This is a genomic window from Ancylobacter crimeensis (assembly GCF_023016805.1).
In the GTDB taxonomy this organism is placed as follows: domain Bacteria; phylum Pseudomonadota; class Alphaproteobacteria; order Rhizobiales; family Xanthobacteraceae; genus Ancylobacter; species Ancylobacter crimeensis.
Genome location: NZ_JALKCH010000004.1, coordinates 167598 through 182587, shown reverse-complemented (window position 1 = coordinate 182587; position 14990 = coordinate 167598). Strand labels below are relative to the sequence as shown.

Below are 14990 nucleotides of genomic sequence, written 5' to 3'. Positions count from 1 at the left end.
TCGCAAACGACAAAGGGCCCCGCAGGGGCCCTTTTCCATGGTGCGAGCGCTAAATACAGATCCGCTCAGTGCTCGACGTTCCGCCAGATCTTCTTCTTGGTGAAATAAAGCAGGCCGGCGAAGACGATGAGGAAGATCATCGACATGAAGCCGATGCGCTTGCGTTCTTCCAGATGCGGCTCCGCGAGCCACATCATGAACGCCGCCACATCCCGCGAATACTGCTCGACCGTCTGCGGCGAACCGTCGGTGTAGGTCACCTGATCGGCCGAGAGCGGAGGCGGCATCTTGATGGAGTGCCCGGGGAAGAACTCGTTGTAATGTCCCCCCTCCGGCACCTTGAAGCCTTCCGGCGGATCCTTGTAGCCGTTCAGCAGCGCGTGGATGTAGTCCGGCCCCTGCTCCTGATACTGGCGCACGATGTCGAACAGGAAGCCCGGAAAGCCGACCTCATAGGTGCGCGCCTTGGCCAGAACCGAGAAGTCCGGCGGGTAGGCGCCGCCATTGGAGGCGCGGGCGGCCTGTTCGTTCGGGAACGGCGAGGGCCAGCGGTCCGAGAGCCGGCCGGGCCGCTCGAACATGTCGCCGGCATCGTTGGGGCCGTCCTGCACCTTGAAGGATTCGGCGACCGTCTTGGCCTGCGCCTCGGAGAATTCCGGACCGCCCTTCTGCGCGAGGTTGCGGAAGGCGAACAGGTGGGCCGCATGGCAGGACGAGCAGACCTCGCGGAATACCTGGAAGCCCCGCTGCACCTGGGCACGGTCGAAATGGCCGAACGGGCCGGCGAAGGTCCAGCTTTCGCGAGGCGGCTTCGGCGTCGCGTGGGCGTCCTGAGCGAAGCTGGTGCCGGTGCCGGCCAGCATCGTCGCGGCCGTCAGCGCGGCGAGCGTGAAGGAACGAAGGGAAGCAAAGCGCATGTTCATCATTCCTGCTCCGCTCACGCTGTCGTCGCGGGCGAGGCCGCAGTCTTGCCCTTCGCCAGCACCGCCTCGGTGATCGAGGCCGGCACCTGCTTCGGCTTCTCGAAGAGGCCGAGCAAAGGCAGGATGATGAGGAAGTGGACGAAGTAATACACCGTCAGCACGCGCCCGGCGATGACATAGCCGCCCTCCGCCGGCTTCGAGCCCAGCCAGCCCAGCCCGATGCACGCCGCAACCCAGATCCAGAAGAACTGCCGGTAGAGCGGGCGATAGGCGGCGGAGCGCACCTTGGAGGTGTCGAGCCACGGCACGAAGAACAGCACGATGATCGCGCTGAACATGGTCAGCACGCCGCCGAGCTTGTCCGGCACCGAGCGCAGCATCGCGTAGAACGGCAGGTAGTACCATTCCGGCACGATGTGAGCTGGCGTCACCAGCGGATTGGCGGGAATGTAGTTGTCCGCATGGCCGAGATAGTTCGGGATGTAGAACACGAACCAGGCGAAGAAGATGAGGAAGCACACCATGCCGAACGCGTCCTTGATGGTCGCGTAGGGGGTGAAGGGCACGGTGTCCTTCGGGGTCTTCGGCTCGACGCCGGTCGGGTTGTTCTGACCTGCGATATGCAGCGCCCAGATGTGCAGGACGACGACGCCCGCGATCATGAAGGGCAGCAGATAGTGCAGCGAGAAGAAGCGGTTGAGTGTCGGGTTGTCGACCGCGAACCCGCCCCAGAGCCATTCCACGATGGTCGGCCCGACCACCGGGAAGGCGGAGAACAGGTTGGTGATGACGGTGGCGCCCCAGAAGCTCATCTGCCCCCACGGCAGCACGTAGCCCATGAAGCCGGTCGCCATCATCAACAGGTAGATAATCACGCCGAGGATCCACAGCACTTCGCGAGGAGCCTTGTACGACCCGTAATAGAGGCCGCGGAACATATGGATGTACACCGCGATGAAGAACATCGAGGCGCCGTTGGCGTGGATGTAGCGGATCAGCCAGCCATAGCTGACATCGCGCATGATGTGCTCGACCGAGTCGAAGGCCAGCGTCACATGCGGCGTGTAGTGCATCACCAGCACCACGCCCGAAAGGATCTGGCAGACCAGCATCAGCGAGAGGATGCCGCCGAAGGTCCACCAGTAGTTCAGATTGCGCGGGGTGGGATAGGCGATGAAGGAGGAATGAATCAGGCCAACCAGAGGAAGCCGGCTCTCGAACCACTTGAGCGCGGGATTCTTCGGCTCGAATGTCGCGTGTCCGCTCATGTGAATGGTCCCTTGAGGCCGTCAGCCGATGGAGATCTTCGTGTCGGACACGAATGCGTAGGGCGGAATGGCGAGGTTCTCCGGCGCCGGCCCGCGGCGGACTCGGCCCGCGGCGTCGTATTCCGAGCCGTGGCAGGGGCAGAACCACCCGTCATATTCACCGGCATGGCCGATCGGCACGCAGCCGAGATGGGTGCAGATGCCGATGACGACCAGCCACTTCTCCCTGTCCTTGGCGGCGCGGTTCTCGTCCGTCGCGGGGGCATCGGCGGGCAAGTTGGCGTTGCGCGCGATCGGGTCGATGAGCTGGCCGACCGGAACATCCCTGGCCTTGGCGACATCGTCGGCGGTGCGGTTCCACACGAAGACAGGCTTGCCGCGCCACTTCACCGTGACGATCTGGCCTTCCTGAATCTGGGAGAGATCGACCTCGGTCGAAGAGAGCGCCAGCACCGATGCGTCCGGCTGCAGCTGCGAGATGAAAGGCCAGACGAGTGCCGCCGCGCCGACCGCACCCATCGCGCCCGTCGCGATGTAGAGAAAGTCGCGGCGCGTCGTCTGCGCCGTCTCGGTTGATGCCACGTTCGGGTCCCTTTCCCTCGACTGCGCGCGCCTGCCCGCTCCGCGCAATCCCCGGACCCACTTCCGGCGGAAACAGGACCCGCCGTAGCCGGACGTCTCTCCCGTTGCCGGGATCCGACGCGCGCCCGTAGCCTGTCGTCGGGCGCCTTCGGGGCCTCGCGCGTTGCGAGGCCGGAACCGCGACGCCCTCTGTCGCGCCGCGTACCTTCAATTGCCTCTAATTGCACCCTATCCCCACCTTGTCCAGACAAGGCCGCTGCGTCAGTGAGTCCTGCCCTCTAGCAAAACCGGAAACTTGACTTCACAAGCAAAAGCAGAAGCGTCGCATTTTATTGTGCAGTGCATTAATGTCTTTAAGGAAGATCGATGCCGGAACGCTCCGCTCCTGCCGGGCTTCGCCCCGCCCTCGCGCTCTACCAGCCGGACATCGCGCAGAATGCCGGCACCCTCGCACGCGCCGCGGCATGCCTGGATGTTTGCCTGCATATTATTGAACCTGCTGGATTTCCGGTCGGCGACGCCGGCTTCAGACGGGCGGGAATGGATTATCTGGATCGCGCCGCGATCCATCGCCACGCATCCTTCACCGCGTTCGAGGATTGGCGAAGAGCCGAGCGGCGCTGCCTTGTGCTGTGCAGCACAGGCGGGGCCATCCCCTACACTGCCTACGCCTTTCGTCCGGGCGACATCCTGATGCTCGGCCGCGAAAGCGCCGGCGTCCCCGATGACGTGCACTCGACGGCGGATGCGCGGATCGTCATTCCGATGATGCCGGGCGCCCGCTCGCTCAATGTCGCCCTCGCCGGCGCCATGATCCTTGGCGAAGCGCTCCGTCAGACCGGCGGTTGAGGGAGTTGTGCCGTCACTCCGCCGCCGCTGCGTCCTCGTCCGCCTCCAGAAAACCGCCGGACTGGCGCTGCCACAGCCGGGCATAGACTCCACCCCGCGCGATCAGTTCGGCATGGCTGCCGGTTTCGACGATCCGCCCCTGCTCCATCACCACCAGCCGGTCCATGCGGGCGATGGTGGAAAGCCGATGGGCGATGGCGATGACGGTCTTGCCGTCCATCAGTTCGTCGAGATTGGCCTGAATCGCCGCCTCGATCTCCGAATCAAGCGCCGAGGTCGCCTCGTCGAGCACGAGGATCGGCGCGTCTTTCAGCAGCACGCGGGCAATGGCTATGCGCTGCCTCTGGCCGCCCGAAAGTTTCACGCCCCGCTCGCCGACATGGGCGTCGAGCCCGCTGCGCCCTTGCGGATCGACCAGAGTATCGACGAAATCCTCCGCATGGGCCCGGCATACCGCCGCGCGAATCGCATCCTCACCGGCGTCGGGACGGCCATAGGCGATGTTGTCGCGCACCGAGCGGTGCAGCAGGGAGGTGTCCTGCGTCACCACGCCGATCTGCCCCCGCAGGCTCTCCTGCGAGACCGCCGCGATGTCCTGCCCGTCGATCAGGATGCGGCCGCCCTCGGGATCATAGAAGCGCAACAGCAGGCTCATCAGCGTCGACTTGCCGGCGCCGGAATGACCAACAAGACCCACGCGCTCGCCCGGCGTCAGGGTGAGGTTCAAGCCTTCGATCACGCCGGAGCCCCTGCCATAGTGGAAGGCGAGGTTCTCGAACCGGATCTCGCCCTTCGTCACAGCCAGCGCACGCGCATCCGGCCGGTCCGTCACCTCATGGGGGGCGGAAATCGAAAGGATCGCCTCCTGAACCGTGCCGACATTCTCGAACACGCCGGTCACCACCCACATGATCCAGCCGGACATGTTGGTGATGCGGATGGCAAGCCCGGTTGAAAGAGCGATGGCGCCGAGATTGATCGCGCCGATCGACCACAGCCACACGCCAAGCCCACCCACGGAGCCCAGCATGACGCTGTTCAGCACGCTGATGGCAAACGCCATGCGCGTGATCTGGCGCTGCTGGTTGCGGTTGTCGTCGACATTGCGGGCCAGTGCGTCGCGCACATAGCGGTCCTCCCGGTCCGCATGGGCGAACAGCTTCACGGTGAGGATGTTGGTGTAGCTGTCGACGATGCGGCCGGTGAGGGCGGAATTACTCTCCGACGTGCTCAGGGAAAGCGCCCGGATGCGCGGAATGAAGAACCGCAGCGCAACGATGTAGGAGGCGATCCACGCCGCCATCGGCACGGCGAGCCGCCAGTCCGCCTCGGCGAACAGCACGACCGCGCTGCCGGCATAGATGCCTGCGTACCAGAGCGCGTCGATGACATCGACCACCGAGCCGCGAATCGCCGGGCCCGCCTGCAGCACTCGCGCGGCAATGCGCCCGGCGAAGTCGTTGCTGAAGAAGCCGACGCTCTGGCGCACAACCCAGCGATAGGACTGCCAGCGGATCAGCGGCCCGACATTCCCGGTGATGGACTGCCGGATCAGCAGATCGTGCAGCCCATTGGCGAGCGGGCGCGCCACCACGACGACGAAGGCCATCCAGAGCAGCAGGCCGGAATGGTCGGCGAAGATGCTCTGCGGTGTCGAGCCCTGCACCAGATCGACGATCCGGCCGACATAGCGGAACAGCGACACTTCGATGATCGCGACCAGCAACGCCGCGCCGAGCGCCGCCACAAACACCCACCCCGCCTGCCGTACGAAATGCCAGTAGAAGGCGAGCAGCCCGACGGGCGGCCGCGCGGTGGGAGCGGACCGGAACGGGTCGATGACCGATTCGAAGGCGGAGAACAGGCGGGTGAACATCAAGCTGCCCTAGCTGCACCTTGCGGCGCCAGTATGGTGTCCGCACCTTGCCGGCGACCGCCGGGGCGTGCTGCCGCAGGCATTCCGTCTTGCCCCTCCCGCTCAGGCCGCTTAATGCGGTTCCTGCCTGACGGCACGCGACGGCGCGATTGCGCCGGATCAAGGCGCCGCAGGCGAAGCGGGTTCAGATCGTCGGCACCGCGAGCCGGCGCCGAAAGGAGAGCCCGATGCTGAACATCGCCACCCCGATCCCGGATGGACGCATGCCCGAGACGCTCACCGAACGAAAGGCACTTGCCCGCGGCTGGTTCGAGGAACTGCGCGACCGCATCTGCGCCGCCTTCGAGACGCTGGAGCGGGAGGCGCCGGAGGAGCTCTATCCGGGCGAGGCCGGCCATTTCGTCCGCACGCCCTGGCAGCGCACCGACCACAGCGGAGCGGCCGGCGGCGGCGGGGTGATGTCGGTCATGCGCGGGCGGCTGTTCGAGAAGGTCGGCGTGCATTGCTCCACCGTGCATGGCGAGTTCGCCCCCGAGTTCCGCAAACAGATTCCCGGCGCCGAGGAAGACCCGCGCTTCCACGCCACCGGCATCTCGCTCATCGCGCACCTCACCAATCCCAACGTGCCCGCCGTGCACATGAACACCCGCTTCGTCGTCACGTCGAAGGCGTGGTTCGGCGGCGGGGCCGACCTCACCCCGGTGCTTGATCGCCGCCGCACGCAGGAAGACCCGGATTCGCTCGCCTTCCACGCCGCCATGCGCAATGCCTGCATGCCGCATGAAGTGGCCGATTACGGCCGCTACAAGGAATGGTGCGACGAATATTTCTGGCTACCGCACCGCAAGGAGCCGCGCGGCATCGGCGGCATCTTCTATGACTGGCTCGACTCCGGCGACTGGGCGGCCGATTTCGCCTTCACCCGCGATGTCGGCCTCGCCTTTCTCGACATCTACCCACATCTGGTGCGCCAGAACTACGCGACCCCATGGACCGAGGCGGACCGCGAGGAACAGCTCGTCCGTCGCGGCCGCTATGTCGAGTTCAACCTGCTTTACGACCGCGGCACGGTGTTCGGCCTGAAGACCGGCGGCAATGTGGAATCGATCCTCTCTTCCATGCCGCCACTGGTAAAGTGGCCCTGACCGGGCTGCGGATCGTCCTGCCGGCCTATCGCTGGTCCGGCATGACGCTCATGTGGAAGAATTCCCACACATGGCCGTCCATATCCTCGAAGCCGTGGCCGTACATGAAGCCGTGATCCTGCGCGGGGCGCGGCGCGGTGCCGCCGGCGGCGATCGCCCGCGCCACGAGATCCTCCACCACCGCCCGGCTATCCACCGAGAGCGCGACCAGCACCTCCTTGCCCGCCGCATTGTCCGGCACCGGCAGCTTGCTAAAGCCGCTGAAGAAATCCTCCACCAGCAGCATCGCGTAGAAATTCTCGCCCAGCACGAGGCAGGCCGCGTTGGCGTCGGTGAATTGCGGGTTGAAGTCGAAGCCCAACGCCCGGAAGAACGCCATCGAGGCCGGAAGATCCCGAACGGGAAGGTTGACGAAAATCTGGTTGACCTTGGTCGGCATGATATCCGGCATGTCTATCCCCTGTACTGACTCACACAGCGCCGCTCCGCTGTCCGAAACAAGGACGCGGGTGATGTCCCGCCTCCGACAACCCGCCGCAAAAAACCGACGAGGCGCTCAGCCCTTGCCCATCGCATCGCGGGTGATGGAGACGAGGGCGAGCGGATCTTCCGGAAAGCCGCGCTCGATCCACAAGGCCTCGGCGCGCCGCAGCGTTACGCCGACCTCAGGGCCGGGCGGGATGCCGCGCGCGAGGAAGGCTCCGCCGTTCAGCGGGAATTTCGGCGCCGTCCACAGCTCCGGCAGGCGGGCAAGATCGTTCCAGTCGATGTCGTCCGACGCCGCGCCGGAGCGGGCGAAGTCCACCAGAACCCGGTCGCGATAAGGCTCCGCGCCCATGTGATAGAGCGCGGCGCAACGCTCGAGATCCGTGGTCGAGGGATCGAGGGCGAGGCGCGGATCGGCGATCGCCTCCAGCCGCTTCGCCTCGGCATTGGACAGGCGCAGCCCCTCGCGCAACCGCTCGACATCCTCCGGCGCCGAGGCCAGCAGGGCACCAAGGCGGCGCACCGAATCCGCATCAAGGCGGAGATGCCGCTCGATCGCCGCCAGCCGCTCGACCGCCGCCACATCGGGCATGCCCGCCGCACTGCCCAACACCGGCAGCAGCAATCCGGCCCGCTCCATCTCGGCGAGCGTTTCGGCGCCGCGCGGTGCCACGAGGAGCTTCATCAGTTCGGCGCGCACCCGCTCGCGCGACAGTTGGGCGAGACCGTCGTGGCCCTCGATGGACGCCGCCAGCGCCGCCGCATCGATCGGGCCGCGCCCATAGGAGGCGTGGAAACGGAACAGGCGCAGGATGCGCAGATAGTCCTCCCGGATCCGCGCCAGCGGATCGCCGATGAAGCGCACCCGCCCGGCCCTGGCATCGGCCTCACCCCCGAAGAGGTCCAGCACCGCCCCATCGCGATCCATGTACAGCGCATTCATCGTGAAATCGCGCCGTGCCGCATCCTGTGACCAGTCGCGCCCGAACACCACGCGCGCATGGCGACCGTCGGTCTCGACATCCTCGCGCAGCGTCGTCACCTCATAGGGTATGCCCCCGGAGACGAGCGTGACCGTGCCGTGCTCGATCCCTGTCGGCACCACCTTCAGCCCCGCCGCCTCTCCCCGCCGTACCACCTCCTGCGGCAGCGCCGTGGTGGCGAGGTCGATGTCGAACCGCGTGCCGAGGCCGAGCAGAACGTCGCGCACGGCGCCGCCGACGATGCGCACCTCTTCCCCCTCCCCGTTGAGCACGGCAAAGACGCGATCAAGATCGGGATGGGCCGCGATCAACGGATTCATTCGATATGCCCCGGCACGAGAACGCCATTCTGCCATGTGGGTGGTACGTAGCGCCCCTGTGTCGGACCGCGGTTCTCCCACTCCAGCAGATAAAGGCTGAGCGCGACCAGCAGCAACGCGACAAGGGTGCACACCGCGAAGGCACGGGTCGACCACCCGGCAAGCATCCGGTCGATGCCGCGGCCGAAGCGCAGATAGAGGCCGAACGCCACGAACGGCGCGACGAACAGCAGGATCTCGGTGATCGCGATCCGCAGCATCAGCCGTAGATCCTCTCATAGAGGTTGCGCAGGATGCCCGCCGTCACGCCCCAGATGAAGCGATCTTCATAGGCCATCGCGTGGAACATCCGCGTCAGGCCATCGCTCTGACGGGAATGGCGCTGGTGGTTCCCGGGCGCCATCAGGAAACCGAGCGGCACCTCGAAGGCTTCGTCCACCTCATCCCGGTTGATCGTCAGCTCGGCAGCGGCATCGACAAGCGCCACCACCGGTACGATGCGGAAAGCGGTGCGCGTCAGATAGGCGTCGAGATAGCCGAGCGGGGTCACGCGAGCGGGATCGAGGCCGACCTCCTCCTGCGCTTCGCGCAGCGCCGCACCGGCAGGCCCCTCGTCGAAGGGCTCGATCTTGCCGCCGGGAAAGGCGATCTGCCCGGCATGGCTGGACAGATGGGCGGAGCGCAGTGTGAGAAGCACGGTCGGCTCGGGCCGGGCCATCACGGGGACCAGCACCGCCGCGTCGCGCATCCGCGACGGATCGACCATCCCGCGAAACTGCGGCGTGAGATCATGGTCGCCCCGCGCCGCCTCTCCCGTCACTGGAGCGGCATGAAACAACCGCCGCCGCGCTCGTTCGACGAAATCGGCGAGCGGCAGAGAGCCCTCGGCGGCGAGGATGGTGGACGGTTCGGCCGGCGGCAGGGATGCGGTCATTTCGAGTTCGACTTCGGGAGACGGCTTCAGGCGGCGGGGTCGATGGGGAAGAACGAACCGGCGGACGCGACGCCGATCCTCGCCACGCCGTCGACGATTCGCTCCTCCGCGTGCTCGACGAGTTCAAGCGTCACGGAGCGCGAGAGCCGGGCCCACAGCTCCCCGCGCACCCTGATATAGGGCTTCAGCCCCCCATTGCCCGCATCCACCGCAAAACGCAGCGGATGCTCGCCATCGCAGCGCACGAGATCGTCGAGGCTGGTGCGGAAGACGAGCTGCTCGCCCTGCCCGGTCGTCTCGCTCGCCATGTCCACGGCGAGAAACGGTACGTCCTCCACCCGGATGCCCAGCTTCTCCACCGGCGTCACCAGCACATAACGCTCCCCGTCCTTCCTCAGCACCGAGGCGAACAGCTTGACGAGACCGACACGCTCGATCGGCGAGCTGCGATAGGACCAGCGCCCCTCGCCGTCGATGGCGATGTCGATTTCGCCACAATCGGGTGGATTCCAGCGTTCTACCGGCGCCGCCCCGCGCGTCGTTGACGCGCGCACGGCACTCATAAGCTGGTCGAAACGGGTTGAAGCTGCTGTATCCATTAAACTTTTCTTGGGAAGAGCAGATCATCGCGCAGTCGTGATGCCCTGCCCCATGGGTGACGCGAGGCCAAGATAGCGTAAGCTGGCAGCCACGCACATCCGCAGGTCCCTTCCAGAGGCCGGCGGCACGCAGGCTGCATGGCAGCCGGGACAGGCATCTGCGATGCAGCATCCCGGCATCGGTTTGGACGGGCTCAAGGAGCGGACATGACGACGGCGACCGGCGAAACCTTCGAGTCTCTCGACGCCATGATCATCCGCAATGCGGAAACCACGGCCGCCAATGTCCGTGCCGCGCGCGCCGGCATCGGCACGGTGATCTTCGGGCAGGAGAAGGTGGTGGAGCGTGCGCTCATCACCATCCTGTCGGGCGGACACGGGCTGCTGGTCGGCGTGCCGGGCCTCGCCAAGACCAAGCTGGTGGAGACTCTCGGCACGGTGCTCGGCCTTGATGCTCGCCGGGTGCAGTTCACCCCGGACCTGATGCCATCCGACATTCTCGGCGCCGAGGTGCTGGAGGAAAGCGCGGGCGGACGCCGCTCCTTCCGCTTCATACCCGGCCCGGTCTTCGCCCAGTTGCTGATGGCGGACGAGATCAACCGCGCCTCGCCGCGCACCCAGTCCGCCCTGCTGCAGTCGATGCAGGAAGGTCATGTCACCGTGGCCGGCCAGCGGCACGACCTGCCGAAGCCCTTCCACGTTCTGGCAACCCAGAACCCGCTGGAGCAGGAAGGCACCTATCCCCTGCCGGAAGCCCAGCTCGACCGCTTCCTCATGGAGATCGACGTCGACTATCCCGACCGCGATGCCGAGCGCCGCATCCTGTTCGACACCACCAGCGCAGAGGAAACAAAACCCCGCGCGGTGATGACCGCGGAAGACCTCGCGAGCGCCCAGCGGCTGGTCCGGCGGCTGCCGGTCGGCGAATCGGTGGTGGAGGCGATCCTTACCCTCGTGCGCTCGGCCCGTCCCGGCCCGGAAGCCGGCGAACTCGGCCGCTTCATCGCCTGGGGGCCGGGACCGCGCGCCTCGCAGTCGCTCATGCTGGCGGTGCGCGCCCGGGCGCTGCTGGACGGCCGCTATGCGCCGTCGCTGGACGATGTCGCAGCATTGGCCGAGCCCGTGCTGAAGCACCGCATGGCCCTGACCTTCGCGGCGCGCGCCGATGGCGAGACGGTGTCGGGCCTCATCGCCCGCCTCGTCGGCAAGATCGGCTGAGCCGGGTCGGGAGCGGAGATTGGAGCGCGACGCCGACACCGCCGTCCAGAGCGCGGCCCAGAGTGCCGCCAGCCTGGTCGCCGCCATGCCCCGGCTGGTACTGGAGGCGCGCCGGATCGCGGCCACCGTCTATCACGGCGTGCATGGCCGCCGCCGCGCCGGTGCCGGCGAGAATTTCTGGCAATACCGCCGCTTCGTGGATGGCGAGCCCTCCAACCGCGTCGACTGGCGCCGCTCCGCCCGCGACGATCATCTCTATGTCCGCGAGCGGGAATGGGAGGCAGCCCACACCGTCTGGATCTGGCCGGATCTGTCGCCCTCCATGGTGTTCGCCTCGCCGCTGGCGCGGGAAACGAAGCGCGACCGGGCGCTGGTGGTCGCCTTCGCCCTGGCCGACCTCCTGGTGCGCGGCGGCGAGCGCGTCGGCATTCCCGGCGTGATGCGCCCATCCGCGAGCCGCAACATCGTGGAGAAGATGGCCGAATCTCTCGTTCACGCGGCAAGCCTGCCCGACAGCCTGCCCCCGTCCTTCTCGCCGTCCCCGCTCGCCGAAGTGGTGGTGCTGGGCGACCTGTGGAGCCCGACGCCGGAGGTGGTGGCGAGCCTCGTCTCGCTCTCCGCCTCCGGCGCTCACGGCCATGTGGTGCAGGTCTGCGATCCGGTGGAAGAAACCTTCCCCTATACCGGCCGCGTCGAATTCCGGGAGCCGGAAAGCGGCACCCGCCTCACCATCGGGCGCGCGGAAACGTTGCGCGAGGACTATGTCGCCCGCGTCGACCTGCACCGCACCGCGATCCGGCGGGAGGCCGAGCGTCACAACTGGACCTTCCTCATCCACCGCACCGACCGCCCCGCCACCGAGCTGCTGCTCGCGCTCCATGCCCGCATGAGCGGCGGAGCGCCACAACCGGCGGTGCGGGCGCCCGATGACGCGCCGAGCGAGAGGGAACCTGCCTGATGCTGGGTCTTCCGCTCGCCTTTACCACCCCGATCATCCTGACTGCACTCATCGGCCTGCCGCTGCTGTGGTACCTGCTGCGGCTCGTCCCACCGCGCCCGCGCCGCATCTCCTTCGCCCCGACCCGCCTTCTCCTCGACCTGCCGCCAAAGGAGGAGACGCCCGCCCGCATGCCGTGGTGGCTCACCTTGCTGCGGCTGGTGCTGGCGGCACTGGTGATCTTCGCCGCCGCTGGTCCCATCTGGAATCCGCCCGCCGCGGGTCCGCCGGCCACCGGGCCGGTCGTGCTGCTCATCGACAGCGGCTGGCCGGCGGCCTCGACCTGGGAGAGACGCCGCGCCGCTGCCGAGGGGATCGTGGCCGACGCCGACCTCGCCAATCGTGGGATCGTGCTCGTCCCGACCGGAACGACGGCGGTTGATCCTCAGGTGCTGCGCGCCAATCAGGCGCGCGACCGGCTGCGCACCCTCGCCCCCGTTCCCTACGTTCCGGACCGCGCCGCCGCCTTCGCCAATCTGGAGAAGGCACTGGCCAATGCGCCCGACGCCTCGGTGGTCTATCTCTCCGATGCCACCACCCTCGATGGCGATGATGCGGCGATGGGCGAACTCAAGCGGATCGTCGGCCCGCGTCCGCTGGTTACCATGGCTGGTGGTCTTGCAGAGCCGCTGGCGCTTGCCGGCGCCGAGAACGCGATCGACGCGCTGAGCGTCGCGGTCCTGCGTACCGACCGCGAACAGACCGCCCGTTCCGGCACGGTCCGCGCGCTGGACATGCGCGGTCTCGCACTCGGCGAAGCCCCGTTCAACTTCGAGCCGGGGGCACTGGAGACACAGGCCCGGTTCGACATGCCGGTCGAGATCCGCAACGAGGTCGCGCGCATCGAGATTGCCGGCGAGGAGTCCGCCGGAGCCGTGCAGCTTCTTGACGAGCGCTGGCGCCGCCGCACCGTCGGCCTTGTCTCCGGCGTGAATGCGGACCAGCGCCAGCCCTTGCTCGCGCCCTCCTATTATCTGTCCCGAGCACTCGGCCCCTTTGCCGATGTGCGGACCTCCGAGGGCCACGGTTCGGCCGAAGCCATCGGCGGATTCATCGACGCCAAGCTGCCGGTCATCGTGCTGTCCGACATTGGCACCATCCCGCCCGAGGCCGAGCAGCGCCTGCAGCGCTGGATCGAGGGCGGCGGCGTTCTCGTCCGCTTCGCCGGACCGCGGCTAGCCAACAGCGACGATCGCCTCGTGCCGGTGACGTTGCGCCGCGGCGGACGCACGCTGGGCGGTTCGCTCTCGTGGGAGCAACCGCAGAAGCTGGGAAGCTTTTCGGCCGATGGTCCATTCCGCGACATCGCGGTGCCGAATGACGTGACCGTGCAGCGTCAGGTGCTCGCCGAGCCGGACGGGCTGCTCGCCTCCCGCACCTGGGCCGCGCTCACCGACGGCACTCCGCTCGTCACCGGCGAGCCGCGGGGCAAGGGGATGCTGGTGCTGTTCCACGTGACCGCCGACACCACATGGTCGGATCTGCCGCTCTCCGGCAGCTTCGTCGAGATGCTGCGCCGGGTCGTGGCACTGGGCGGCAGCAGCGCGGCGGAGGCCGCCGAGGGCGGCGGAACACCCATTGGCGAGACCATTGCGCCGAACCGGGTACTGGACGGGTTCGGCGCCTTCTCGTCCGTGCCGCCGACCGCAAAAGCCCTGCCCGCCGGCTTCAAGGGCCGGGCGAGCGCCGATCATCCACCCGGCTTCTACGGTCCCTCCGACGGCCTCGTCGCGGTGAATGCACTCCTCCCCGCCGACCGGCTGCGGCCGCTCGACCTCGCCGGACTGGGACGGGTGGAAGCCTACCGCGACGTCGCGCCACGCGACCTGCGGGCACCGGTGCTGATCGCGCTCTTCGCCCTGTTGGTGCTCGATGCGCTGATCGTGTTCCTGATCGGCGGCGGACTCGCACGTCTGCGACCGCGTCGGGTCCATGCTGCCTCTTTGCTCCTCGCGCTCGCCATCAGCATGCTGGCGCCACCCGCGCCCGAGGCGAGCGCTCAGACCGCCGGTTCTCCCGGCAACACTGCTCCTGCCGCGCAGCAGACGCCGGAACAGCTCGACTTCGCGATGAAGGCCACCAGTGCCACGCGGCTCGCCTATGTCGTCACCGGCGATGCCGAAACCGATGCGATCAGCCGCTCCGGACTCAAGGGGCTGACCGACTTTCTTGGCGAGCGCACGGCGCTGGAAGCCGGCGAGCCGATGGGCGTCGATCCGGCGAAGGATGAGCTTTCCTTCTTCCCCCTGCTCTACTGGCCCGTGCTGCCCAATGCGGCCAAGCCAAGCCCTGCCGCGCTGGCGAAGATCGACGCCTTCATGAAGCAGGGCGGCACCATCCTGTTCGACACCCGCGACGCCGAGACGGTGCTGCCCGGCTCCAACGGCGCCGGTTCGCCCGCCAATGACGCGCTACGCGCCATCCTTGCCGGCCTCGACATCCCCGAGCTGGAACCGGTGCCCCGCGACCATGTGCTGACCAAGGCGTTCTATCTGTTGCGCGACTTTCCCGGTCGCTTCGCCAGCGGCCAGACCTTCGTCGAGGCCCTCCCGGCGCAGGAGGAAGGCGAAGAACGCCCGGTCCGCGCGGGCGACGGCGTCTCGCCCATCATCATCACCTCCAACGACCTTGCGGGGGCTTGGGCGGTGAATGAGGACGGCCAGCCTTCCCTTCCGGTGTCGGAGGAAGAACCCCGCCAGCGCGAGCTTGCCTTTCGGGCTGGGGTCAATTTCGTGATGTATGTGCTTACTGGAAACTACAAGGCCGATCAGGTTCACGTGCCGGCCCTGCTGGAAAGGCTCGGCCAATGA

At 67.3% G+C, this 14990-nt stretch carries 12 protein-coding genes and 1 pseudogene; 5 read left to right on the top strand and 8 right to left on the bottom strand.

Going from position 1 to position 14990, the window contains the following annotated elements:
* Positions 1-65: 65 nt before the first annotated feature.
* Positions 66-2191: pseudogene (locus tag MWN34_RS19780) on the bottom strand (cytochrome c1).
* Between the two features lie 21 nt (positions 2192-2212).
* The gene (petA, locus tag MWN34_RS07025) at positions 2213-2773 is read right to left on the bottom strand and encodes a ubiquinol-cytochrome c reductase iron-sulfur subunit (protein WP_247027976.1); all 561 of its coding nucleotides are present in this window, start codon (positions 2771-2773) and stop codon (positions 2213-2215) included.
* A gap of 366 nt (positions 2774-3139) precedes the next feature.
* On the opposite strand from petA, the gene MWN34_RS07020 reads away from it, so the two are divergent.
* A complete protein-coding gene (locus MWN34_RS07020; RefSeq protein WP_247027974.1) occupies positions 3140-3622 on the top strand; it encodes a tRNA (cytidine(34)-2'-O)-methyltransferase in 483 nt (160 codons plus the stop codon).
* Between the two features lie 13 nt (positions 3623-3635).
* On the opposite strand, the gene MWN34_RS07015 is transcribed toward MWN34_RS07020, so the two are convergent.
* Positions 3636-5498, bottom strand: a complete 1863-nt coding sequence (locus MWN34_RS07015; protein WP_247027972.1) for an ABC transporter ATP-binding protein — start codon at positions 5496-5498, stop codon at positions 3636-3638.
* A 227-nt stretch (positions 5499-5725) separates the two neighbouring features.
* Here MWN34_RS07015 and hemF point away from each other — a divergent pair, with 227 nt between their 5' ends.
* Complete coding sequence (gene hemF / locus MWN34_RS07010; protein ID WP_247027970.1) at positions 5726-6643, top strand: oxygen-dependent coproporphyrinogen oxidase; 918 nt, start codon at positions 5726-5728, stop codon at positions 6641-6643.
* Between the two features lie 25 nt (positions 6644-6668).
* On the opposite strand, the gene MWN34_RS07005 is transcribed toward hemF, so the two are convergent.
* The 5 genes from MWN34_RS07005 to MWN34_RS06985 all read right to left on the bottom strand — a co-directional run bounded on the left by MWN34_RS07005 (position 6669) and on the right by MWN34_RS06985 (position 9929).
* Positions 6669-7094, bottom strand: coding sequence for a VOC family protein (locus tag MWN34_RS07005; protein ID WP_247027968.1), 426 nt, complete (start codon positions 7092-7094; stop codon positions 6669-6671).
* 105 nt (positions 7095-7199) lie between these two features.
* Positions 7200-8432 carry a CCA tRNA nucleotidyltransferase gene (locus MWN34_RS07000; RefSeq protein WP_247027967.1) on the bottom strand — a complete coding sequence of 411 codons (1233 nt, stop codon included), beginning with the start codon at positions 8430-8432 and terminating at the stop codon, positions 7200-7202.
* Positions 8429-8692 carry a DUF6111 family protein gene (locus MWN34_RS06995; protein ID WP_247027965.1) on the bottom strand — a complete coding sequence of 88 codons (264 nt, stop codon included), beginning with the start codon at positions 8690-8692 and terminating at the stop codon, positions 8429-8431. The genes MWN34_RS07000 and MWN34_RS06995 overlap by 4 nt, the downstream gene beginning before the upstream one ends.
* Positions 8692-9366 carry a CoA pyrophosphatase gene (locus tag MWN34_RS06990; RefSeq protein WP_247027962.1) on the bottom strand — a complete coding sequence of 225 codons (675 nt, stop codon included), beginning with the start codon at positions 9364-9366 and terminating at the stop codon, positions 8692-8694. Before MWN34_RS06990 ends, MWN34_RS06995 begins: the two co-directional genes overlap by 1 nt.
* 26 nt (positions 9367-9392) lie before the next feature.
* Positions 9393-9929 carry a DUF1285 domain-containing protein gene (locus MWN34_RS06985; protein WP_247027960.1) on the bottom strand — a complete coding sequence of 179 codons (537 nt, stop codon included), beginning with the start codon at positions 9927-9929 and terminating at the stop codon, positions 9393-9395.
* A gap of 243 nt (positions 9930-10172) precedes the next feature.
* Between MWN34_RS06985 and MWN34_RS06980 the strand changes: the two genes are divergently transcribed.
* From MWN34_RS06980 to MWN34_RS06970, 3 genes are read left to right on the top strand one after another with little or no spacing between them, the layout of a single operon-like run.
* Positions 10173-11183, top strand: coding sequence for an AAA family ATPase (locus MWN34_RS06980; protein ID WP_247027958.1), 1011 nt, complete (start codon positions 10173-10175; stop codon positions 11181-11183).
* A 19-nt stretch (positions 11184-11202) separates the two neighbouring features.
* On the top strand, positions 11203-12141 hold the full coding sequence (locus MWN34_RS06975; RefSeq protein ID WP_247027956.1) for a DUF58 domain-containing protein: 939 nt from the start codon (positions 11203-11205) through the stop codon (positions 12139-12141).
* On the top strand, positions 12141-14990 hold the full coding sequence (locus MWN34_RS06970) for a DUF4159 domain-containing protein (RefSeq protein ID WP_247027955.1): 2850 nt from the start codon (positions 12141-12143) through the stop codon (positions 14988-14990). The genes MWN34_RS06975 and MWN34_RS06970 overlap by 1 nt, the downstream gene beginning before the upstream one ends.

What these genes read in the sequence shown, in the direction of transcription:
- MWN34_RS07020 (WP_247027974.1), top strand. Translation starts at nt 3,140, where the DNA reads ATGCCGGAACGCTCCGCTCCTGCCGGGCTTCGCCCCGCCCTCGCGCTC.
- MWN34_RS07015 (WP_247027972.1), bottom strand. Translation starts at nt 5,498, where the DNA reads ATGTTCACCCGCCTGTTCTCCGCCTTCGAATCGGTCATCGACCCGTTC.
- hemF (WP_247027970.1), top strand. Translation starts at nt 5,726, where the DNA reads ATGCTGAACATCGCCACCCCGATCCCGGATGGACGCATGCCCGAGACG.
- MWN34_RS07005 (WP_247027968.1), bottom strand. Translation starts at nt 7,094, where the DNA reads ATGCCGGATATCATGCCGACCAAGGTCAACCAGATTTTCGTCAACCTT.
- MWN34_RS07000 (WP_247027967.1), bottom strand. Translation starts at nt 8,432, where the DNA reads ATGAATCCGTTGATCGCGGCCCATCCCGATCTTGATCGCGTCTTTGCC.
- MWN34_RS06995 (WP_247027965.1), bottom strand. Translation starts at nt 8,692, where the DNA reads ATGCTGCGGATCGCGATCACCGAGATCCTGCTGTTCGTCGCGCCGTTC.
- MWN34_RS06990 (WP_247027962.1), bottom strand. Translation starts at nt 9,366, where the DNA reads ATGACCGCATCCCTGCCGCCGGCCGAACCGTCCACCATCCTCGCCGCC.
- MWN34_RS06985 (WP_247027960.1), bottom strand. Translation starts at nt 9,929, where the DNA reads ATGAGTGCCGTGCGCGCGTCAACGACGCGCGGGGCGGCGCCGGTAGAA.
- MWN34_RS06980 (WP_247027958.1), top strand. Translation starts at nt 10,173, where the DNA reads ATGACGACGGCGACCGGCGAAACCTTCGAGTCTCTCGACGCCATGATC.
- MWN34_RS06970 (WP_247027955.1), top strand. Translation starts at nt 12,141, where the DNA reads ATGCTGGGTCTTCCGCTCGCCTTTACCACCCCGATCATCCTGACTGCA.